This is a genomic window from Neobacillus sp. GCM10023253 (genome assembly GCF_042653105.1).
GTDB classification, from domain to species: domain Bacteria; phylum Bacillota; class Bacilli; order Bacillales; family Cytobacillaceae; genus Neobacillus; species Neobacillus citreus.
In genome coordinates, this window is record NZ_JBHSHV010000003.1 from 582,199 (window position 1) to 604,984 (window position 22,786).

At 40.0% G+C, this 22,786-nt stretch carries 19 protein-coding genes; 10 read left to right on the forward strand and 9 right to left on the reverse strand.

Features of this window, described 5'->3' with window-relative positions:
- The first annotated feature begins 25 nt into the window (after positions 1–25).
- The 4 genes from ACFPA1_RS03265 (at position 26) to ACFPA1_RS03280 (ending at position 6,773) form a co-directional block, all read left to right on the forward strand.
- Positions 26–3,085: a glycoside hydrolase family 2 TIM barrel-domain containing protein gene (locus ACFPA1_RS03265; RefSeq protein WP_378581245.1), complete on the forward strand. Its 3,060-nt coding sequence runs from the start codon at positions 26–28 to the stop codon at positions 3,083–3,085.
- A 49-nt stretch (positions 3,086–3,134) separates the two neighbouring features.
- Positions 3,135–4,811 carry an amylo-alpha-1,6-glucosidase gene (locus ACFPA1_RS03270; RefSeq protein ID WP_378581246.1) on the forward strand — a complete coding sequence of 559 codons (1,677 nt, stop codon included), beginning with the start codon at positions 3,135–3,137 and terminating at the stop codon, positions 4,809–4,811.
- A complete protein-coding gene (locus tag ACFPA1_RS03275; protein ID WP_378581247.1) occupies positions 4,812–5,693 on the forward strand; it encodes a DMT family transporter in 882 nt (293 codons plus the stop codon).
- 81 nt (positions 5,694–5,774) lie between these two features.
- Positions 5,775–6,773 carry a LacI family DNA-binding transcriptional regulator gene (locus ACFPA1_RS03280; RefSeq protein WP_378581248.1) on the forward strand — a complete coding sequence of 333 codons (999 nt, stop codon included), beginning with the start codon at positions 5,775–5,777 and terminating at the stop codon, positions 6,771–6,773.
- A 104-nt stretch (positions 6,774–6,877) separates the two neighbouring features.
- Here ACFPA1_RS03280 and katG read toward each other — a convergent pair whose 3' ends face one another.
- The 3 genes from katG to ACFPA1_RS03295 all read right to left on the reverse strand — a co-directional run bounded on the left by katG (position 6,878) and on the right by ACFPA1_RS03295 (position 11,942).
- Positions 6,878–9,094, reverse strand: coding sequence for a catalase/peroxidase HPI (gene katG / locus ACFPA1_RS03285; protein ID WP_378581249.1), 2,217 nt, complete (start codon positions 9,092–9,094; stop codon positions 6,878–6,880).
- A 581-nt stretch (positions 9,095–9,675) separates the two neighbouring features.
- A complete protein-coding gene (locus ACFPA1_RS03290) occupies positions 9,676–10,344 on the reverse strand; it encodes a YjbE family putative metal transport protein (RefSeq protein ID WP_378581250.1) in 669 nt (222 codons plus the stop codon).
- Between the two features lie 182 nt (positions 10,345–10,526).
- Positions 10,527–11,942 carry a PQQ-dependent sugar dehydrogenase gene (locus ACFPA1_RS03295; RefSeq protein WP_378581251.1) on the reverse strand — a complete coding sequence of 472 codons (1,416 nt, stop codon included), beginning with the start codon at positions 11,940–11,942 and terminating at the stop codon, positions 10,527–10,529.
- 278 nt (positions 11,943–12,220) lie between these two features.
- On the opposite strand from ACFPA1_RS03295, the gene ACFPA1_RS03300 reads away from it, so the two are divergent.
- Positions 12,221–12,862: a DNA-3-methyladenine glycosylase gene (locus tag ACFPA1_RS03300; protein ID WP_378581254.1), complete on the forward strand. Its 642-nt coding sequence runs from the start codon at positions 12,221–12,223 to the stop codon at positions 12,860–12,862.
- Positions 12,863–13,001: 139 nt separating this feature from the next.
- On the opposite strand, the gene ACFPA1_RS03305 is transcribed toward ACFPA1_RS03300, so the two are convergent.
- Positions 13,002–13,901 (reverse strand): TRAP transporter substrate-binding protein, encoded by a 900-nt coding sequence (locus tag ACFPA1_RS03305; RefSeq protein ID WP_378581256.1) that lies wholly within the window; start codon positions 13,899–13,901, stop codon positions 13,002–13,004.
- A gap of 941 nt (positions 13,902–14,842) precedes the next feature.
- Here ACFPA1_RS03305 and ACFPA1_RS03310 point away from each other — a divergent pair.
- The 4 genes from ACFPA1_RS03310 to ACFPA1_RS03325 all read left to right on the forward strand — a co-directional run bounded on the left by ACFPA1_RS03310 (position 14,843) and on the right by ACFPA1_RS03325 (position 18,366).
- Entirely contained in the window at positions 14,843–15,670 is an 828-nt protein-coding gene (locus ACFPA1_RS03310) for an electron transfer flavoprotein subunit beta/FixA family protein (protein WP_213140610.1), read from the forward strand.
- Complete coding sequence (locus ACFPA1_RS03315; RefSeq protein ID WP_378581258.1) at positions 15,671–16,702, forward strand: electron transfer flavoprotein subunit alpha/FixB family protein; 1,032 nt, start codon at positions 15,671–15,673, stop codon at positions 16,700–16,702.
- A gap of 157 nt (positions 16,703–16,859) precedes the next feature.
- Complete coding sequence (locus ACFPA1_RS03320) at positions 16,860–17,996, forward strand: GerMN domain-containing protein (RefSeq protein ID WP_378581260.1); 1,137 nt, start codon at positions 16,860–16,862, stop codon at positions 17,994–17,996.
- Positions 17,997–18,183: 187 nt separating this feature from the next.
- Positions 18,184–18,366, forward strand: a complete 183-nt coding sequence (locus tag ACFPA1_RS03325; RefSeq protein ID WP_378581262.1) for a Fur-regulated basic protein FbpA — start codon at positions 18,184–18,186, stop codon at positions 18,364–18,366.
- Positions 18,367–18,429: 63 nt separating this feature from the next.
- Here ACFPA1_RS03325 and ACFPA1_RS03330 read toward each other — a convergent pair whose 3' ends face one another.
- Positions 18,430–18,861, reverse strand: coding sequence for a MarR family winged helix-turn-helix transcriptional regulator (locus tag ACFPA1_RS03330; protein ID WP_213140606.1), 432 nt, complete (start codon positions 18,859–18,861; stop codon positions 18,430–18,432).
- Positions 18,862–19,002: 141 nt separating this feature from the next.
- Between ACFPA1_RS03330 and ACFPA1_RS03335 the strand changes: the two genes are divergently transcribed.
- The gene (locus ACFPA1_RS03335; protein ID WP_378581265.1) at positions 19,003–20,514 is read left to right on the forward strand and encodes an MDR family MFS transporter; all 1,512 of its coding nucleotides are present in this window, start codon (positions 19,003–19,005) and stop codon (positions 20,512–20,514) included.
- 342 nt (positions 20,515–20,856) lie between these two features.
- On the opposite strand, the gene ACFPA1_RS03340 is transcribed toward ACFPA1_RS03335, so the two are convergent.
- From ACFPA1_RS03340 to ACFPA1_RS03355, 4 genes are all read right to left on the reverse strand, one after another.
- Positions 20,857–21,099 carry a hypothetical protein gene (locus ACFPA1_RS03340; protein WP_213116164.1) on the reverse strand — a complete coding sequence of 81 codons (243 nt, stop codon included), beginning with the start codon at positions 21,097–21,099 and terminating at the stop codon, positions 20,857–20,859.
- Between the two features lie 27 nt (positions 21,100–21,126).
- The gene (locus tag ACFPA1_RS03345) at positions 21,127–21,561 is read right to left on the reverse strand and encodes a glycine/sarcosine/betaine reductase selenoprotein B family protein (RefSeq protein WP_378581267.1); all 435 of its coding nucleotides are present in this window, start codon (positions 21,559–21,561) and stop codon (positions 21,127–21,129) included.
- Between the two features lie 34 nt (positions 21,562–21,595).
- Entirely contained in the window at positions 21,596–22,096 is a 501-nt protein-coding gene (locus tag ACFPA1_RS03350; RefSeq protein ID WP_241113659.1) for a redoxin domain-containing protein, read from the reverse strand.
- 187 nt (positions 22,097–22,283) lie between these two features.
- Positions 22,284–22,781: a CcdC family protein gene (locus ACFPA1_RS03355; protein WP_378581269.1), complete on the reverse strand. Its 498-nt coding sequence runs from the start codon at positions 22,779–22,781 to the stop codon at positions 22,284–22,286.
- Positions 22,782–22,786: the final 5 nt, after the last annotated feature.

Sequence of the window (22,786 nt, forward strand, 5' to 3'; positions counted from 1 at the left end):
TAAGATTCATACGGAGGAAGAGATTATGCAACGTGAAATGAAAAGATGGGAAAATATCCATCTGACTGGGATCAATAGACTCCCCGCACACACGAATTTTTATCGATATTATAATAGAGAGAATGCAACTACCTTTAATCGAGAAAAAAGTATCGGATATCGATTGCTCGATGGAGTTTGGAAGTTTCTATATGTAGAGGCACCGGAGCTTTCACCAAAGGGCTTCGAGACAGAGGAGTTTGCGATTGAGAAATTGGAAGATATTGAGGTACCGTCCAGTTGGCAAATGAAGGGCTATGGCCACATGCATTATACCGATGTGTTATACCCTTTCGCGATCAACCCCCCATTTGTACCGCAGGAAAACCCAACTGGGATCTATTTTCGAGAGCTCGTGATCGACGAACTTTCAGATGAAGAAGTGCTTATTATAAAATTTAATGGTGTGGATTCCGCGTTTGATTTATATGTAAATGGACAGCATGCTGGTTTCAGTAAGGCTTCAAGATTGCCTTCTGAATTTGATATTACGAATTTTGTGAAAAAAGGAAGCAATCGCATAACAGTTAGAGTCTATCAATTTTCTGACGGGACCTATTTAGAGGATCAGGATATGTGGTGGCTCTCCGGAATTTTTAGAAGCGTTGAGTTATTTACGATCAATAAGGATACGCTGCAGGATGTGTTTGTAGAAACATTGCCTGGTGAAAACTATAAAAATTTCACAATGAAAATTTGCGGAGCATTTTTTACCAATTGCGTAAAAAATCTTAGAGGGACTCTTCGATATAGAAATGAAAAAGTGGATGAATTTGAGATTAATGTAGTTGAGGGTATCTTTGAATTTAGCAGATTAGTAGAAAATCCTCTTTTATGGAATGCCGAGGAGCCTAATCTTTACACACTTGAGTTCGAATATGAATTGCCAACCGGTGAAACAGAGATTGTACCGCTCAGAATTGGTTTTCGTTCCATTGAAATCATTGAGAACGAAATTCGCGTCAACGGAAAGCGCATTTTCTTTAACGGTGTGAACAGACATGATGCCAATCCAAAGACTGGACGAACGGTAAGCTATGAGGATATGCTCAAGGATGTCAAATTGATGAAGCAACACAATATTAATGCTGTTCGGACTGCCCACTATCCCAATAATGATGTGTTCTATGATTTGTGTGACGAGTACGGTTTATATGTGATTGATGAGGCCGATCTGGAGTGCCACGGCTTTGAAAATACAGGCAACTACAATTGGATTTCCGATAATGAGCTATGGGAAAAACAATATGTTGACCGCGCCGTCCGCATGGTGAAAAGAGACCGCAACCACCCAAGTGTTATCATGTGGTCACTGGGAAATGAATCAGGTGCAGGACGGAACTTCACTGCTATGTACAATGCGATCAAGACCATTGATTCAACTAGATTGGTACATTACGAGGGTGACAGAGTTGCAGCCTACAGCGACGTATACACAACGATGTACACTCGATTGAAGCCGCTCGAAGAAATCGGAAGGGATGCTGAAGGCAAGAAGCCTCATATTCTATGTGAATATGGCCACGCAATGGGGAATGGCCCTGGCGGCTTAACCGAATATCAACAGGTCATGCGAAAGTATCCGAGATTACAAGGCGGCTTCATTTGGGAATGGTGTGATCACGGTATTGAAACCACCAATGAAAATGGCGAAACCATCTATCTTTACGGTGGCGACTTCGGAGACTTCCCGACAAACGGAAACTTCTGTATTGATGGGCTTGTGTTCCCTGACAAAACACCATCACCTGGACTCCTTGAGTATAAAAAGGTGATTGAGCCGATTGTAACAGAGGAAGCCAATTTACAAGAAGGCAAGATTCGCGTGAAGAACCTGTACGATTTTAGGAATCTGTGTGGAATCGATCTTCTCATTACGGTAAAATCTTTCGATACTCTCATTGAAGAAAAAATAATCAAATTACCAAGCATCGATGCACAGGAAGAAGTGGAGCTTGTTTTACCGGTCGATTTAGCGAAAGCGGCTCAGTATGACGATGCTCGGATCTATCTAAGCTATCAGGAATCCGAAAATACCCTCTATGCAGAAAAAGGTCATGAGATTACGAAGGAAAGCTTTTTGCTTTCTTCTACTAAAGTTAAGAAAACAGTAAAAGCAGCCGTCTCTAACGGTTCTGATTTTAGTATTGAGGACGAAGCGGCTTGGCTTACAATAGAATCCAATAAGATCAAGGCTGTTTTTTCAAAGGTATTTGGTACGCTGAAATCGTTCACAGTAGAAGGGGAAAAAATGATCCATAAAGGCCCTGAGGTAACACTTTGGAGAGCAATCATCGATAACGATATGTATAAAAAGGATGACTGGATTAACAAGTACTTCCTGAAGAATACAAAAGAACAGATGGGAACAGTTAATTACGAAATGGCTGAAGATTATATAGATATTGAAATCACCAAATATTTATCAACCGTAAACCAAGCGTGGGGTTTCCACCTGACTTATAACTACCGCATCACGAAAAATGGTGCCCTAAACATAGACCTTAAAGGCAGAAAAGTACTAAGAGGGAAGGAAATTCCCGAAATGCTGCCGCGAATCGGAGTCACAATAAATCTTAACCAGGATTATAACCATGTAACTTGGTATGGACGAGGCGATTCTGAATCGTACCAAGACACAAAACGCAGTCAACAGATAGGGTTATACAGTAAGACAGTTGAAGAAATGCATACTGATTATGTGTATCCACAGGAAAATGGCTCACGCTGTGATACTTCTTTCTTGGCAGTAGCAAAGGGTGAAGACATGTACTTATTCAATTTTAAAGGGGAATATGATTTCACCATCCATGATTATGAAACAAGTGCTCTGGAAGAAGCGAAGCATCGAGGCAATATCAAAAAGTCATCTTACAATGTGTTAACGATTGATTATAAGCAAAGTGGGGTTGGAAGCAATAGCTGCGGCGAAGAACAGCTTCCTCTATATCGGGTTGGAGTCGAGGATTTCCACCTTCAATTTGAAATGAGAAAGATCGGTAAGGGCAACATGGTGGAAGAAAGCAAATTCTTTACGGCACGTTAACAGTGAGCAGGGGAAACCCTGCTTATGATATAAAAGGAGAAAGAAATCCATGAAACTTGATATTAGAGAAATTCCTTTTTCCAGATTTGGTTCGTATTTTTGTGTATCACAGGAAAAGGATTCTGAGGAAATTTATATACGAGACGTACACGGTGGAGATGACGCCCCGTCAAAGCTGTTTAAACTGGATATTTTACATGACGACGTTGAAAAAGGGTTGGATATTCTCGCAACGGAAACGGCTATACGCTTCCAATTAACAGGAAATGAAGAGAAGTATGCGGAAATTATTATTCCAGAGGAGGATGAACTTCATATTCAAACAAGCGGAGTTGAGGTCCGTTTGCAGGCTAGTAAAGTGAAGTACGATACTTTACATGAATATGAGGATGGGATGTATGAATATCACATCTATCCGAAGGAATTAAAGCTTATGATCAGCAAGTTGTCAGGAGAATTCTCGGTTGAGGCGCCATGGAATGTGATCGGAAATGATTTTATCGACATTCGTATGAAAAATGGCCATTTTGTTATTGAAAGCTATCGTACCGTTTATAAACAAAAGCAATACGCAAGCTTTGAAGCAGGCAAGGAAAAGGTCGAAACGCTATATCGAGAATGGAAAGCGAACATTACGAAGAGTAATGAGGTTTACCAATCTTCGATTGATCGGGCTACCTATATTACTTGGTCAAGTATGGTCCACCCTCATGGTATCCTTAAAGATTATGCAATGTATATGTCAAAGCTTTGGATGTACAATATTTGGTCATGGGATAACTGTTTTAATGCTCTGCACTTAGGTGCAAAGTATCCGGAGATGGCTTACTCGCAGTTAAAAATCTTTATTGATGCCCAGGACGAATCAGGGACATATCCTGATTTTGTCAATGATAAATTTGTATCTTATAACTGCATTAAACCGCCGATTTTTATGTATGTTTATGAAAAGCTGATGGATAAGAATGACTATTTTAAAGATGAAAATCGACTGCGGGAGATTTATGACTCTTCAAAAAAAGTTGTGCAGTATTATGATTTATACAGAACCTATGAAGATAGGATTGCTCATTACAAGCATGGAAATGATTCTGGCTGGGATAATGCGTCTTTGTTCCATCAAGGAATGCCGGTTGAAGCACCAGATTTAGCAAGCTTTTTAATCAGATCATATGATAGTTTATCTCGCTTTGCGGGGATGCTTGGAGAAGATTCAGAAGCCAAACAATTTACTAAAAAGGCAGATTCTCTATTTGGGTTACTGATGGAGCGGCTGCATGACGAAAATGGTTTCTTTGGACGGGTTGGTAAAGATGCGGAAAAGATAGAAATCCGATCAAGTTTGATATTACGATTGCCTGTTATAATTGGCTATCGTTTGGATAAAGCGGTGATGGATCAGCTTGTTGCAGATCTTGTGGGAAACTTTGAAACTCAATATGGTTTCGCAACCGAAATGCTATCAAGCCCGTATTATAAAGAAAATGGCTATTGGCTTGGACCGATTTGGGCGCCAGTTACTTATCTTTTAGTTGATTCTTTACTAAATTTTGGCTACAGTGAGATTGGAAAGAGAATCAGAGACAAGTTTTTAAATCTTACGTTAGTAGGCGGTATGGCAGAGAATTTTGACCCGATCTCTGGGAAGGGACTCGTCGATACCTCCTTTACGTGGACTTCCAGTGTCTTTCTCGAACTGGTAGAGAAAAAATTAGAGGTTGATTAAATGCGTAAATACATTGGGGAAATTAGTCTTACCATTGTAGCGATTATTTGGGGAAGCGGATTTGTGGCAAGTGCGGTTTCACTGGAGCATTATACACCGTACCAGATTTTAGCTATTCGGTTTTTGATAGGTGTACTTTTATTAAGTCTTGTATTTTTTAAGAAATTAAAAAGGATTAAAAAGATTACAATTATAAAAGGCTCCATTATTGGAATCTTTTTATACTTGGCATTTGCCCTGCAAACAGTGGGATTGCAATATACAACACCATCAAAAAATGCTTTTCTTACTGCGGTAAATGTGGTGATTGTTCCATTTATTGCCTTTTTTATTTATAAGAGAAAAATGGATAAGTTTGAGCTTTTTGGGGCAATCCTGGCGATTACGGGGGTTGGCGTTATTTCTCTCAAGCTTACGGCTGAATTAAATATCGGGGACCTTCTTACTTTGTTGTGTGCGGTTGGATTTGCTTTCCATATTTTCTACACAGCAAAGTTTGTAAAGGATGAGGATCCCGTTCTATTAACCATTATTCAGATGGCAACCGCAACGATTTTAGCATTTATTGTCGTCTTTTTCAAGGGAGAAACAAGCTTTTCGATGAATGTCGAAGGGGTTTCCAATGTGTTGTATTTGGGCGTTTTCTCCACTACGATTGCGTTTTTGATGCAGACATTTGCGCAAAAATATACGACAGAAACAAATGCGGCCATCATTTTATCAACCGAAGCTTTATGGGGTATGGTATTCTCTATCATCCTGTTAAGTGAGGTTATCACTATGAAAATGATTATTGGGGCAGTCCTGATTCTTTGTGCCATTATCATTTCTGAAACGAAGCTCAACTTTTTCAAAAAAGAAACCATTGAGGAAGCCGCATAGATAGGGATATTATTTCAAAAACAGATGTATATTGCTTGAAATAATAGAAGTATATAAATAAAAGTTAAGTGGGTATGCACAATGGCAACGATTAAAGATATAGCTGATTTAGCACAGGTTTCAATGGCGACAGTATCCAGAGTGTTAAATTATGATGAAACATTGAATGTTTCACCGGAGACGAGAAAGCGGATTTTTGAGGCGGCTGAGGAATTAAATTACGTCATTACCCCGAAAAAGAAGAAAACAAAAAAGAAGGGACTCATCGGCCTTTACTACTCCTATTCGCTTGAAGAGGAATTGATTGACACATACTATTTGTCCATTCGTGTGGCTTTGGAAAAGAAGCTTGAGAATATGGGGATGGAGTTATATAAAATTAGCAAAGAGGATACAAAGAAAAGCGTTTCGAAACTAGACGGCATCATCTGCCTTGGAACGTTTAAGAAGGCAGATATTGAGTTAATTAAGAGTTTAGATAGGCTGTCCGTGTTTGTCGATGCGAACCCTGATGAGAATTATTTTGATTCTGTCGTCATTGATTTCAATTCCGCTACGAAAAATGCACTCAATTATTTAATTGAATTGGGTCATCAAAACATCGGATTTATTGGTGGGGTTGAAACCGATATGTACGGGAACCGGTTCAAAGATTTGCGACAGGATGTTTTTGAGTCCTATTTAAAGGAAAAGGGTATTTTTAAAGAGGATTTCGTCAAAATCGGCGGCTACAATCCAAAGGATGGATACTTGATATTAAAGGAATTGTTAAGCGGGGACGTTAGACCAACTGCCGTGTTTGTCGCAAACGATTCAATTGCAGTCGGCTGTTATAAAGCAGCGTATGAATTAGGAGTCAAAATTCCTAATGATCTCAGCATCGTTGGTTTTAATGATGTATCATCCGCGCAATACATGGTTCCGCCGCTAACAACAGTAAAACTATACACCGAAATAATGGGGGAAACCGCCGTCGACCTCCTATTAGAAAGAATCGCAACCAAACGCGAAATATGCAAAAAAGTAACAATCCACACCAAACTAATCATACGAGGCAGCGCAGCCACAGTAAAATCTTAGTGCCTGCATTCCGAAATTTCTTGTAAGGTTGCGTTAGTCTAGTATTGTTGTTTTCTTTCCACACAAAAACCGCCATCAGTTTGACGGCGGTTTCTTTATTATACTTACTTCGCTGCTAATTGACCTTTCTTAAGCTCAGCCGACTTAAGATCGTAGCGGTCTGCATTCATGACCTTGACCCAGGCTGCGACAAAGTCATTCACAAACTTTGCCTTGTTATCATCTTGAGCATAAACTTCAGCAATAGCACGTAGAACGGAGTTGGAACCAAACACTAGGTCCACTCTAGTTGCTGTACGGACTACTTCACCTGTTTGACGGTCACGTCCTTCATAGACGTTGGCTCCTACAGGCTTCCACTGCACTCCCATATCAAGCAAGTTAACAAAGAAGTCATTCGTGAGTTGGCCTACACGATCAGTGAATACACCGTGGTTTGTCCCGCCATAGTTAGTACCAAGAACACGTAAGCCGCCAATAAGGACAGTCATTTCTGGTGCAGTAAGGTTTAGTAGTTGTGCCTTGTCTACTAGAAGCTCTTCTGGACTTACAGTAAAATGTCCCTTCTGATAGTTGCGGAAACCATCAGAAATCGGCTCTAGTACCGCAAAGCTTTCTACATCTGTTTGCTCTTGTGTGGCATCACCGCGTCCCGGAGCAAAAGGAACTGTTACATCAAAGCCTGCATCTTGTGCAGCTTTTTCGATTGCGGCACTACCGCCTAATACAATCAAATCGGCCAAGCTGACTGGCTTATCTAACTCTTTTTGAATGCCTTCAAGTACTTGTAGCACTTGTGCTAGTTGTTCCGGCTGATTCACTTCCCAATCCTTCTGTGGAGCAAGACGGATGCGTGCACCATTAGCACCGCCGCGATGGTCTGATCCACGGTAGGTACTAGCAGAAGCCCAAGCAGTTGTTACCAGCTTGCTGATTGTAAGACCTGAGTCTAAGATTTTTGCTTTAATCTCAGCTATATCAGCATCTGTTAAATCATAATTGCCAACAGGTACAGGATCTTGCCAGATTAGTTCTTCTTCTGGAACTTCCGGGCCAAGATATCTTGAAGCAGGACCCATGTCACGGTGTGTTAGTTTGAACCAAGCACGGGCAAATGCATCTGCAAACTCTGCTGGATTCTCATGGAAACGACGAGAAATTTTTTCATAGATTGGATCATAACGCAATGCCATATCTGAAGTGAACATCACTGTCGGTACACGCTTTGATGAATCCTCTGCATCTGGAGCAAGGTGTTCCTCGGCAGGATCTACAGCAAGCCACTGATAGGCACCTGCAGGACTCTTTGTAAGCCACCATGTATATCCAAATAATAGATCAAAGTAACCATTATCCCACTGTGTTGGGTTAGCAGTCCAAGAACCTTCAAGACCGCTGGTGATGGTGTCACGGCCTTTACCGCTGCCGTATGTACTTAACCAGCCTAAACCTTGTGCTTCAATAGGAGCAGCTTCTGGTTCTGGACCAACATGTGAAGCATCGCCTGCACCATGTGCCTTACCAAAAGTATGTCCGCCAGCAATTAGTGCTACTGTTTCTTCGTCGTTCATTCCCATACGGGCAAAGGTTTCACGGATGTCGTGAGCCGATGCAAGCGGATCTGGTTTGCCGTTTGGACCTTCTGGGTTAACATAGATAAGTCCCATTTGAACAGCAGCAAGTGGATTCTCAAGATCACGTTCGCCTGTGTAACGATTATCACCTAGCCATTCCTTTTCATTTCCCCAATAGATATCTTCTTCTGGATGCCAAATGTCTGCGCGGCCGCCTCCAAAACCAAATGTCTTACCGCCCATTGATTCAATCGCTACATTACCTGCCAAAATCATTAAGTCGCCCCAAGAGATCTTGTTCCCATACTTCTGCTTAATAGGCCATAGCAGGCGACGTGCTTTATCAAGGTTACCGTTATCAGGCCAGCTGTTAAGTGGAGCGAAACGCTGGTTGCCAGTTCCGCCGCCGCCACGGCCGTCACCAGTACGATAAGAACCTGCAGAGTGCCAAGCCATACGGATAAAGAATGGACCATAATGTCCATAGTCAGCAGGCCACCAATCTTGGCTGTCTGTCATTAGAGTCTGAAGATCCTGCTTAAGAGTAGCGTAGTCTAATTTATTAAATTCTTCTACATAATCAAATTCTTCACCCATTGGGTTAGATTTTCTGTCATGCTGATGGAGAATATTCAAATTTAACGCATTTGGCCACCAGTCTCGAGTTGACGTACCACTTGATTTGACACTTGTAGCACCGCCGTGAAAAGGGCATCCTTGGCCAGTTCCATTGTTTTTAGCATCCATGTTATTAATCTCTCCTTTTGTATAAGTTTAGAAGTATTATAATTATATATCTAGTTTTAAACTAGAATTATAATAATTATTATGTAATCATTATAATAAACCATGAGACAAATTGAAAGCAAATAATGAATAAAATTTAAAGAAAATTTAGAATTAATTTTAATGATATAAATCTAGCAAATAAGGAAAAATATATTACGGCAACAAGAAACTTCTCGTAATTATGAAAAGGTGTACTAAATAATGAAGTTTCATAGGTAATGTAAGTAAAGTCTAAGTTTGATTTGTGAAATTCATGATAAAGAGGAAAAATTAAATATTTGAGAAATACTAAAATCCTGATCCAGGGCACCCGGACTATTATATTAGCTGTTCAAAAAAAAGTAGAGGAGAATGAAAATAATAATTGTAAATGAGAATGTAAAAGAGCTCTTAGAAGAATTATTGCAGTGATAATGGCATTGAATAAAAGGTTTTTAAGAAATTATATATTTTCCTATATTACCATTATAATGAAATGGAATGATATTAGGCAAGTCAAAGCATTGAAAAAGCACCGAATTGAACGGTGCTTTTCATTATTATATAGTGGCTTTTGCTTCTTTTGCCAAGTTGTTCTTTAAAAACACTGCTACTACCAAAATAATCGCCATCGCAATTGGCACAACTAAATGGAGAGAATCCGGAATTAAGATGTGGAACTTTTCTAATCCTTTATCTTCAACCATCATTTTACCCGCAGCATAGGTTAATAATCCTGCACCTGCATAAACGATGATTGGATATCTCTCCATTAAGCTCGTTAATAATTTGCTGCCAAAAATAATGATTGGGATAGAAATGGCAATGCCAATTGCGATCGGCAGAATTCCTTCCGCAACGCTTGATAATGCGATCACATTATCAATAGACATGGCGAAATCGGCAATCGCAATCGTTTTGATTGCACCCCAAACTTTATCTGATGGTTTGATATTCGGGTCATCTTCTTCTTTATGTGCGATTAAATTGTAACTGATCCGTAACAAGATTAAACCACCCACTAATTGCACAAACGGTAAATCTAAAAATTGAATTAACACTGTTGCTGCTACAATCCTTAACACAATAGCCATTAATGTCCCGCCGAAAATAGCACGATTTCTCAACTGAGGTGGTACTTTGCTGGCAGCTAATGCGATAACAACTGCATTATCACCCGATAACAAAATATCGATTCCTATTAAACTTAAAATTTGTAGAACCGTCATGTCGTTTGATTCCCCCGTGTTTATGTATATTTTTTGAACTTCTATGATATTGGTATATCATATCTTTTTGGATTTAGGTAGAAAACATTATGAACTAAATATGGAAGATTTTTTCCAAATCTATATTATAGACAACGATTAAACAAAAAAATAACCCGGCAGCAGCTGGGTTATTCTTTGTTTCATGTAACGATTTCAAAAACACTACCTTGGTTAAAATCAGTGACTTTCATAGAGCCATTAACCCCTAAATATAGTCTGGTTTGGTCCAGATTCGTTCCCAAACTAACGTAGTAGGCAGATTGAGGACCAAAATTATAATCGGTTTCAATAACACTAAAATCATTTAGTTTACCATCTATTCTTACCCTAGTATAAGCTAAAACTCCTCTAACCGGAGGTTGAGATTCTGGCCTTCGGGCAAGGTCGGTAAACACGACGCTTCCCGTTAAATTGGGGATGGCATTTCCCAAATAGGGCTGGACTCCCGTCAAAGAAGTCCCTCCAAACTTATCGGGGCGGGGATCTTTATGATAATAACTAGTTAAAGGTGGAAGACGCCTTACTGAAGTTTTTACTGCTTCATCGTAATAAGCAATTGTTTTCTCGTCCAGGTCCGGATTTCCAGAGCAGCTCGTAATAATGGAAGTAGGAAATGCACCTTCCCAGCCTCGCCAGCCAAAGTTAATAAATCCTTCTTGGTCTGGTTCGGTGTTTCTTAAAGCAGTTTGAACAAGTTGAGTAACCGGTATTGGTTTATAATAAACGAATGTAAAAATCGACTCTACCAGGTCCTGCCCGACATTTCCAACATATTTGATATATTGATTATAAAACCTTTGAAATTGAATGCCAGGTATATTGCGAACCCCTTTCGCAATGACCGTAAGTGTTTCCTGAATAGATACGGGAAGTTCATCAAAACGTGTGACTACAGGTGGATTATCGATAAATGTATTCTTAACTATGTCAATTTCTATGATTTTTCCGGCTATTTCCATATTATTCTGGCTTAAATTAAATGGATCATAGCCCGCTCCGCCATCTCCGGTTGTTAAAACTAGTTTTCCTGTTTCAGGTGAAAAGTTTAAGCTATTGACGCCATTATGATTGAAAAATGGTCTTCTTACGTTAAGTAATGTCCGTCGTTTTTGAGGTTGCCTATTTGATTGTACAATCCATTCTTCGACTGTATCAATATGATCATATTGAGTTTCTCTATTGATCCACTTTAGGTTTAAGGTTGCGGGATCACATGGGTTAGGACTAAAATGTTTAGAAAGAGCCCCTGGGCCTTGTGTTTCAGCTACTGAATAGTGGAGATAAAACAGACCGTTATAATAAAATTGCGGATGAAAAGCTAGCCCCAGCAAACCCCGTTCATCATAGCCGCCTCTAGAAGCACCTAGTTTTATAATTCTTGAGCGAATATCTAAAAAAGTACTGATAGCACCATTTCCTATGTAAAAGATCTCTCCTACCTGTGTTGCAATAAATAAGCTTTCTGTTGAGTCACGCGGGAGCATAGCTGTTTTCAAAACAGTGGGCAAATTGATTTTACTTACAATCGGCTGTAAACGAATCTTAACTTTTTTCACCCAAATATACACTCCTTTCTAATTGTTCCTTTTATAAAAATATGATTAGAGTGTTTCTGATAGTACCAATTAAGGCTGGGGAATCAGATAAGGATCGTTCCATTTTCCGCGTAAGCGCCTGCTTCTGGTGCCGAATTTTTTGAAATGCTAAAAAAACACTAGTTATTAAAAGGTTTCCTGAAACTGAATCATATAATTATACAAATAAGAAATGCTTTTTAAGTCTATAATTTTAAGGAATGAAAGGAAAAGGAAAATCTTTTAAGGAGGCATACAAATTGGAGGAATTTGATAAAGGGATCGTCCCATTACCCGAGACATTTTATGAACAGCCTTCTCTTGAACTGGCAAAGGCTTTGCTCGGATGCATCCTAGTAAAAGAAACAAATGAAGGTATTGCGGCAGGATACATTGTAGAAACAGAAGCTTACATGGGTCCTGGTGATAGGGCTGCGCATAGCTATAACAACAGACGTACTCCAAGAACAGAGGTGATGTTCCAACGATCCGGCCTTGCCTATACATATCTAATGCATACACACTGCCTTTTCAATATAGTCAGCGGAGGTGAAGAAAAACCTGAAGCAGTTTTGATTCGTGCACTGGAACCTATTTATGGCATCGGGCTTATGATAAAGAGGCGAGGCATTGAAGATCAGTCCAAACTGACAAACGGACCCGGAAAACTTACAAAATCATTAGGAATTTCAATGGAGGACTATGGCCGTCCGCTAACGATTCCCCCTTTATATGTGGCCCAAGGGTTCTGCCCGGAAAGTATATCAGCTGGAAAAAGGATTGGCATTGAAAATTCTGGCGATGCTAAGGACTATCCTTGGCGCTTCTGGGTTACTAATAATAAGTATGTTTCGAGGCATCAATCGGCTATACATGTATTCTGTAACTCTACAGACTTATGAAAACTCGGGATGCCAGGTCTGGTCGGTTCGCTACACTTCAAAAGCAGTCCCGCCCAATTGGATTAAAATCAAGTGAGAGTCCCAAGCGCATGTCAATAGAACTGCGTTACATAAAACTAAAAAAGGGCTTGCAAGAATCCTACAAGGCCCGAATTTTTCTGAGAATTGATTTGTATGGTTCGCCCAGCTGAGTATAAACTTTTTTTGAAGTACGCACAAAAGCCGGGAAATCAATATCTGTCTCCGTGAGAATATGCATTCCATTTTGATGGGCTATTTGCAAATAAATCGGATTATTTCTTCTTAAAAAGTCCCTTTCAAAGTCACGAGCAATTCTTGCAGCATCCAAGATTTTTATCTTTATATCCAAAGAAAAGTGGTTATATTTTTCTTTGTTCATTATAAATAAAGCAGGATTGTAAATGTGTCCAGTCAACGTTAATTCACGTTGAACCTCGTAGAACCTATTGGGAACAATGTTTCCTAAAGAATTTTCCTGGCCATCCACGGTTCCATTCTTTAAAGCCTCATAAAGCTGAGGATAAGGGACAGAAACAGGGATAGCCCCCCAATCGCGAAATAGTGTGCGGTGTATTTGATTATCCATGGTCCTGATTTTCAGCCCACGTAGATTCTCCGGTTTAATAATGGGTGTCTCAGCCGTCGTAATATGGAGATATCCGTTTTCCCACCAGGCCAAATTTTTTAACCCAACGAGGTCAATTTCTTCATTTACAAAATCACCGATTTCACCATCCAATACCCGGTAAGCATGTTCATGGCTTCGAAATAAATAAGGAAAATCGAACGCATTCACTATAGGTACAAGATTTCCTAAACTGCTCGAAGACGTGATGCCGATATCGTATTCTCCTGTCTGCACCGCACGAATTAATTCAATGCCACTTAGGTTAAGGCCAGAAATTATTCTTACTTTTATTTGTCCATCTGTCATTCCCTCTAAGATTTGTTTGAACACCTTGGCCCCCTGATCGTAAGCTGAACCAGGAGGGTTCAAATGGCCGATGGTGATTTGCATAGAGTCACTCTCCTTAAAATTAATAGATTAATAGGATATTAATTGTTGCTGTTTAAATACTTCGTTTACAATCAGTCAGTTTTTGAAATTAATTTCTTTAGAGCGTAAAAACCAAAACATTAGCCGTTGTCGTTAGGTGTGCAAATTACAGTGCAATTACCTGCATCGTCACAAACTATATCGCAATGAATTACTTCTCCTTCATTACATGATATTCATGAAGGGGGACAAGGGTTCGGTTGATAATCGAGGGAATTAAGGGAAGGGGTCAGTGTAATTCTCAAATTATTTCTTTATATGGAGGATTAATTTAAATTAGTAAGGCAAGCCCCAGAACCGGTCTATTAGTACCATATTAGGGCTGACCAAAAAAGGCTTGCTGACCGCCTTTTTTTGGCCCCTGTTGAGATTTTTTTCTGGACATGAATATTCTATATTACGCTCCAGTCAAATCTTTCGAAAGGGTGATATTGTTGGCAAAAAAATCAAACAACAACAAAAAGCAGAACAATGCAACATCTAAAAATAGCAATAACAAAAATAATAATTCCAAAAAATCAAACCAAAAGAATAAGAATAAATGAATGATAAATACTTTTATTTTATAAAGAATTGAAGAAGGGGTTTTGTTTAATAGGCTCTTTTTTACAATATTTACGAAAACAGCAAATAAATATTTAGAATGATAGCTTGGCAGGAGATGGATTTCTCCCGCCGTTTTTTTGATTTAAGAATATTAAGAGCCTTGAAATTTGCAAGACATCCTGGAATCCAAAAATTAGCGAGGAATATTAAGATATTTATCCGAAAATTCGAATGTTAGGACATCTCTGTTAATAAAGTAATGGTAACGGGCGAAAAGCTTTTTAGAACCGAGAGTTTCATATAGAAGGTTAAGTAATGGCACCGCCATTTGCTTCTACAATAAAAGGAGGGATTAAATGCTGCACATTGTAGCCTGTATTAAGCAAGTACCTGACACCAAAATTATCAAGATGAATCCAAAAACAAACACGATGGACCGGAGGACGGCGCCTGCAATCTTGAATCCGTATGATGCCCATGCGGTTGAAGAGGCGGTTCGTATAAAGAATAGGTATGGAGGACACGTTTCCGTTGTGACGATGGGGCCGCCTCCCGCGGTTAACGCGATTAAAACGTGCATTGAAATAGGCGCTGATGAAGGTTATTTAATCACGGACCGCCGGTTTGCGGGGGCAGATACATTGGCAACGAGTTATGCCGTAACAAAGGCGATTGAAAAAATTTCAAAAACGAAGCCAGTAGATCTGATTATTTGCGGAAAAATGTCCATCGATGGAGATACCGGGCAAGTCGGACCTGGAATAGCAAGAAGGCTTGATATTCCACCGCTGACTTCGGTGAACAAGGTAGAGGAAATCAATCAAGAAGAAGGATATGCCATTGTCCATCGCAAGTTGGAGGATGGCTATGAAGTCGTGAAGTCGACCTTGCCGTGCTTGTTTTCTGTTGAGAAAACAATCAATGAAGTGCCGTACTCTCCGCTTCCCAACATGCTAAAGGCTGCTAGATATAAACCGCATATCTGGTCGGTTGATGACTTGGAGGATGTAGATATTAAGCAGCTTGGTTTAAAGGGATCGCCAACAATTGTCTCCAAAGTATGGGCTCCGCAAAAACCATCTGGGGGAACGTTATTTGAAGGTAACCCAACGGCACAAGTAGAGCAATTGCTCTCTGTCCTCTTTGAAAAGAAAGAACTCTTTGAAACAAAGGAGGGGCTGTAATTGGATTTCCAAGATTACAAAGGCGTTTGGGTATTCATAGAACAAAAAGATGGAGCGGTTGCATCCGTATCCCTTGAACTTTTGGGTGCCGGAAGAAAGCTGGCAGACAAACGGGGAGTAGAATTAGCGGGTATTTTAATCGGAGAAAATGTTAAGCATTTAACAAACACAGTATTTGAATACGGGGCAGATACCGTGTATGTCTATGACCAACCCATCTTTAAACATTACCGGACAGAATCTTATATGAAGGCACTGCTAGAATGCAGCGATAAACATAAACCAGAAATTATCCTGTTTGGGGCCACGTCGACCGGAAAAGACCTGGCAAGCGCGGTAGCCACCGACCTGCCGACAGGTTTGACGGCGGATACGACGGAACTCGATGTGGAAGAGGAAACAGGGTTGCTATTGGCGAGCAGGCCAGCTTTCGGCGGAAATATCATGGCAACCATTCTTTGTAAAAAATACCGGCCGCAAATGGCGACGGTTCGCTCCAAAGTCATGAAGGCGCTGCCTCCACAGCCAGGGAGAACAGGTAAGATAGTGGAAGAGACCATAGCTTTAAAGGAAGAAGATATTCGCACGAAAGTCTTGGAGATTGTTAAGGCAACGGTAAAGAAAGTAAGAATCGACGAAGCGGATATCATTGTTGCGGGCGGAAAAGGGTTAGGTAGTTACGAAGGATTTCAGTTAATCCACCAATTGGCGGAAACGCTAGGAGGCGCGGTTGGTGCGAGCCGCGATGTAGTAGAAGCAGGCTGGATTGACCACGCCCATCAAGTCGGGCAAACTGGTGTGACGGTAACGCCAAAGATTTATTTTGCGATTGGAATTTCCGGTGCGATTCAACATATCGTCGGAATGAAAAACTCCGGGTTAATCATTGCCATCAATAAAGACAAAGAAGCCCCGATTTTCCAGAACTGTCATTATGGCATTGTCGGCGACGCCTTTGAAATCGTTCCAATCCTAATCGAGCAATTTAAACAAGCTTTATCAAAAGAGAAGGTAACCAACACCAGTGGCTGAAACGCGGGGACGGTTCTCATGCATCATTTTATTGATGCACGAGAACCGTCCCTTTGCTTTATCCCAAAAGGCTTATATTTGAAAGCAAAATTGAATACTTTAAAGAAAGGGGGATTTGTAATATGGCTCTTCTAGAAATAGAAAAGGGGATATTGATATGAAAAAGCTGATTGTCTTCTTTGCCTTCGTCATTTTGATTGGAAACCTTGCAGGTTGCGGTATTCAAATCGGAAACAACAACGCCGAAAATAACAACAGCAAGAACAATAGCACCGCCAACAATAATGATAAGAACAATAATGGCACTTCCGACAATAATAATGGTGATAAAGAACCAACGACAAATTCAGAAACCATTAATGATTATTATCCTATGAAGAAAAATACTCGATATATATATGAAGGAACAGGAAACGAATTTGCCTCTTATGATGTTTACAATGATTATATTTCTGAAGAAAAAGCTCAACAAAGAATCGATAATGGCGGTACCGTTTTGGTCAATGTATTGGAACTTAAGGATGGCAAGCTTACTAAAGTCTTCTCAAGAGGAGAAACCTACTACAGAGAAAATCTGTTTAAAGCTAACAATGATGAAAAAGAAGTCATTTTGATGACCCCATTAACAAAGGGGACTACTTGGTCAATAAAGGATGGAAGAGTGAGAACAATCACGAATACGGCAGTAGATATTACAACGCCAACAGGGAACTATAAAGCTATCGAAGTTACCACAAAAAATACAAAAGATAGAACCATTGATTATTATGCTAAAAACGTTGGTTTAGTTAAATCTATTTTTGTATCTGGCGGTACTGAAATATCCTCCACACTAACTAAAATAGAGGATAATGTGCCGTTGGTGCAGAACATCAACTTCTTTTACCCGAATATTGATGACGGAAAGCTTTATATTAAAAGCAAGCAAATAAAGTTTTATACCAATGACATTACGAGGAAAGTTTTGGCGCAGGCCTACAAGGAGCCAATAAACAATCAATTGGGAGTTGTTTTTTCGAAAAATACGGAGATTAACAGCTTATATTTAAACCAAGATGGAATTGTGTATATCGATTTGAATCAGGCCTTTAGGGATGAAATGTCAGCTGGAGCAGCATATGAAGAAATGCTTCTTCAAAGCGTTGTTAATACATTAGGTCAATATTATCAAACGGCAAAAGTATATCTCACCATTGACAATAAGCCCTATGAATCAGGCCATATCAGCATGAAAAAAGGAGAGTACTTTAAGGTACAAACTCAGAACACCATTGAGATGAAGGATTCTCACTAATCCACTTTATAAAAAGACCGGTTCATGAAGTGACACCCGGTCTTTTTTTGGTTCAACGCCAGAATGGTTGTGCTCCTTCTTAATAAATTTTTAATTCATACTTTACAGATAGGAATTATCAGTTTATAATGAATTTATCAACCAACGGCTATTGTAAGCTTTTTGTAAAATCAAAGGAGTGTTTCTAATGAGAAATAACGACGAAAAAAAGCGACAAAAACTTATTAATAAACTAATTTTCCTTAACGTATATAATAAAGAAGATCAAAACCTTTATGGAATGACACTAAGAAAGCTAGAATCTGAATACAGAAGATATAAATTAGTAAACCATCCTCACGGTGAGTTCGGCTCTATTCAAATAATATAGGTTTTAAATTTTTTAGACTGTATGGTGTTTCTGCACCTGCGGTCTTTTTTTATTCAGGCTCTATTAATCCTCTTTCAAATGCTCCACGAGCCGGCCAAGCAAATCGCTTAACACCACGATTTCTTGGTCATTGTAAATATGATAAGTCTGGGCATTAAAATCATTTCGTAACGAACTCAATTGCTCATAGACTCGGTGTCCTTCCTCAGTGATATTCACACGAGTTCGTCTTTTATCTTCAGGGTCTTGATAGAGTGTTACTAAATTGGATTGCTGCAGGCGGTTGATCATCCCTGTCATATTTTGTTTCGTGACAAGCATTTCTTCTTTTAGATCACCGATGGAAATACTTCCCTTTTGAATGATCGTTCTCAGAATCACCCATTGCTGGATGCTGGTCAATCCAACATCGGCGACCATTTTTGCTCCATATCTGCTTAAAAGATTAGATATTCTCATAAAGTCTAAAGTAATGTTTGTTTTTAAATTTTCCATATAAACCTCCGTATAATTGACTATCTATAATTTTAGTCAAGTTGTTGACTAAAATACAATGATAACTTAAAATAATTTAGTCAATTACTTGATAAATATAGGGATTGCCCTGATTTAAGCAAATATAAGGAGATAAAAAACATGCCAAAAACAACTACGAATCGTAAAATGGTTACTGTTGCGATGCTGGTTGCGATTTTACTCGTCGCCATTGATGTCACGGTTGTCAGTACCGCTATGCCGCGGATTGTCAGTGACCTTAGCGGGTTAAAATTAATCAGCTGGGTGTTTGCCATCTATACTCTCACCACTTCTGTAACAACACCGATTTATGGAAAATTAGCTGACTTATTCGGCCGAAAGAAAGTTTTTATGACAGGGGTTATTTTGTTTGTAGCTGGCTCGATGTTGTCAGGCGCTGCTCAGACGATGCATCAATTAATTTGGTTCCGTGCTTTTCAAGGAATTGGAGCAGGGGCGGTCATGCCGTTAACCTTTACGATTATCGGTGACCTTTACCCAGGTGAACAGCGTGCAAAAATGCAGGGAGTGTTTAGCTCAATTTGGGGAATTGCGGGACTTCTCGGTCCATTGGTAGGCGGCTTCTTCGTTGACCAAATCAGCTGGCGGTGGATTTTCTACATTAATTTACCGGTTGGGTTAGTGTCCATAATCTTAATCACCTTCTTCTTCCACGAAACAGTTGAATTGAAAAAGGAACGTAAAGTTGATTATCTTGGAGCCGTTACGTTTACAATCGGGATTTCGACTCTTTTATATGCATTACTAAATGCGGGCCCAGGGCAAAAATATGCATGGAATTCAGCTACAATTTATATACTGTTTGCTGTTGCGGTGATCTTTATTGTGCTGTTTGGCTATATTGAAACCAAGGTGAAGGAACCGATGCTTCCGCCATCGTTATTCAAGATTCCAGTCATTCTTGTTTCAAATTTTATCGGTTTTCTGGCAAGTGCTGTACTTATAGGAGTGAACGTTTATTTGCCAATGTGGATTCAAACCATTCTTGGACATAGTGCGACAAGCTCAGGGCTTACGCTGATGCCAATGTCGATTGCATGGCCTTTAGGTGCCACTTTTGCTGGACGTTATATGTACAAAATCGGTTCAAAGTTAACTGCCGTCATTGGTGCTGTTTTGATTGCCCTTGGCGGAACATGGTTACTGGCAGTGGAACTTGACTCCCCATTTTGGTATTTTGTAGGGATTATGATTGTGATCGGTCTTGGTATGGGGTACGCGACAACCCCGACAACTGTACTTGTTCAAGCTGCAGTAGGCTGGCAAATGCGTGGGGCGGCAACCGCTTCTAACTCATTTACCCGGTCAATCGGACAAACGGTGGGAATTGCTGTGTTTGGAACTATTTTTAACAACTCACTCATTCAGTTTGGAAAAGAACATTCAAACGGAGCATGGAGCGGAGGCGGCAATATTAACAATCTCTTAAGCTCAGACGCTGTCAATAAACTTCCTGCAAACGTCATGACGTTGATTCAAGAGGCTCTCGCTCATGGTATGCACCTTGTGTTTATTCTCGTGTTCTTTATCGCAATCGCAAACTTACTGGCTACGTTCCTCCTTCCTTCACACAAGAAGGTAATGGAGCAGCAAAAGCAGGTTCAACACTAAAATGTAAAGCCGCCATTTGTGGCGGCTTTTATTGTCGAGAAAGAGTCTTTTTCTCGGCAATTTTTTAATTTGTCTAATCTAAATTACCTGTTTATTATTGATTGTCCCTGTTAAATTGCTTGTAGATTTCCGCGCCGGGTAATTACTTTCAGCGGAGCGGGGAGGTCCTGTTAAAAGAGGAGGAAGTGTGCGAACCTGAACAACCTTCGGACAAAACTGATTGAAAAAAGGGGGGAAGTGTCCGAATCCCGGTTAATCGCAATGCTTGAATCAAACGAGTTAGTCCAAAGTACAATTTGAAAAAACTGAAAAAGGGCCTGCTTTTGCGGACCCTTCTTTAATTCAATTATATGTTGGAAAATGAGCATCATGAATGTGCCCCGGCTCTTGTCTTTCATTTAGCTCTGCCAGTGCTGCCAGTAATACTTTCATTTGTGTTACTTTATCATGAGGCTTTCCCAATGAATGGCCGAATTCGAATCCAACTGGATGGATCGCACGAGGCGGCCTCATCAAACTGGATTGTTCAACGTCCAAGGTAATTAATGTTGTCGGAATTCCCTGTGATTCAATGCCGCGCTGCACTGTAACTACAGTGCGATGACAGAGCGGTCAGCCGGCAGTTAAGAGTACTGCATCCGCTTTGGAACGGACGACTTCTTTTACCAGCGCGGGAATGGTTTCATTATTAATTTTATTCAATCTCATGGAATAGCCCATCATGGTTAGATGTTTTTCTGCTACTCCGCCGATGTCTCCTTCATCAACCATTTCCCGTAGGCGGTCGATAGGGAAAACGCAGTTAATATCCTCGTTAGGAGCATCAGTATTATAATGCTCCTTTGGGGCCGCATGGGTGACCATTAAATCCTTGGAATCAACATCTCCTGGAATAATGCGGAAGGTCGCATCTCCTTCTGACGGATTCGTGTTAAAAGGTTCCTGCTCCTTCAAATGGACGCCAGAAGTTGAAACAATCATAATGGTCATTTCATGAAGCGGTTTACTGCTAGGTGTATATGGGATGGCTTTTCTTGAGAGTTCCATACCCATCCTCCTTATTTTACTCTCTTAAGATCATTTAAAGTTTTCGCAGAACATCAAACAGCTCTTCATTATCAGGCTGCCGATCAAGTGGATGGACATCAATCCACTGTACAATACCTTCTTTATCAATGATAAACAGGGCACGTTCGGAAGCCCCATATGCAGCCTCGCCTTTGTTTTTACGAAGGACTCCATATTTTTCCGAAACTTCTCCATGCGGATAAAAATCGGAACAAAGCGGGTAGGAAATGCCGCCAATTGATTTTTGCCATGCATCATGACTGTGGACACTATCTACTGAAATACCCAAGACCTGGGTATCGAACTCTTCAAAACGAGGTAAATCATCCTCGTAAGAAGGCATTTGCGCGCCTCAAACTGGGGTCCAATCTAGAGGGTAAAAACAAAGAAATACATTTTTTGTTCCGCGGAATTCACTCAAAGTAACCCTGCGGCCGCCATGTGCTTCCAAGGTGAAATCAGGTGCCTGGTCACCAACCTTTAAGGTGCTTGTTTCCGTAGCTCCTTGTGGCATGTAAATCTCTCCTTTCCAGTGATTTTTTCACGAACACCTTTCATTATTCCCATGTCCCATCTACCTTATCCCAAAATTAATTAATGGCAGAAAAATAGGTGCTTTTTGAAAAAATGACTAGATGATTAAAATAATCTAGGCACGACATTCATCGATAAAATGTCGTGCCCAGCTTGCTAAGAAAAAGTTATGCTTTAATCGTTACGATCTCTTCGCCAAGCATTTGTGCCTGTTTTACCTTTCTAAATTTAACAAAGGAAATAATTCTCCACGGAACAACATAGCTTACAGCAACAGTAAAGAAAAGCATACTTAGACTGATTGGATCGATGCCTGAAATAAATTGTCTTAATGCGATTCGAATTACGAGAACGGCAATCAGTGCGATAAAAAAGGTTTTATTTTTTTGTGCATAAATCTTTCCATCATTACGAATTTCATAGTTGGTTGTAAAAATAAGCGGCACTGCAAGTAATACTCCGATTAAAGCTGCAACGCCAATTTCCCAAACTTTTAAGTGCAATTGAAATTGCAAAAGTGCAGAAAACCCCGGAAGTAAAAAGACCATCGGGAGCAATATTTTGATCCCCGACCCTTGAACCGGACGAACCATCGCCCTCGTACGTCTCCAAAATACCAATCCAAAAATCACAAAAAATATTCCATACATTGCTAAACCGTTCATTTTTT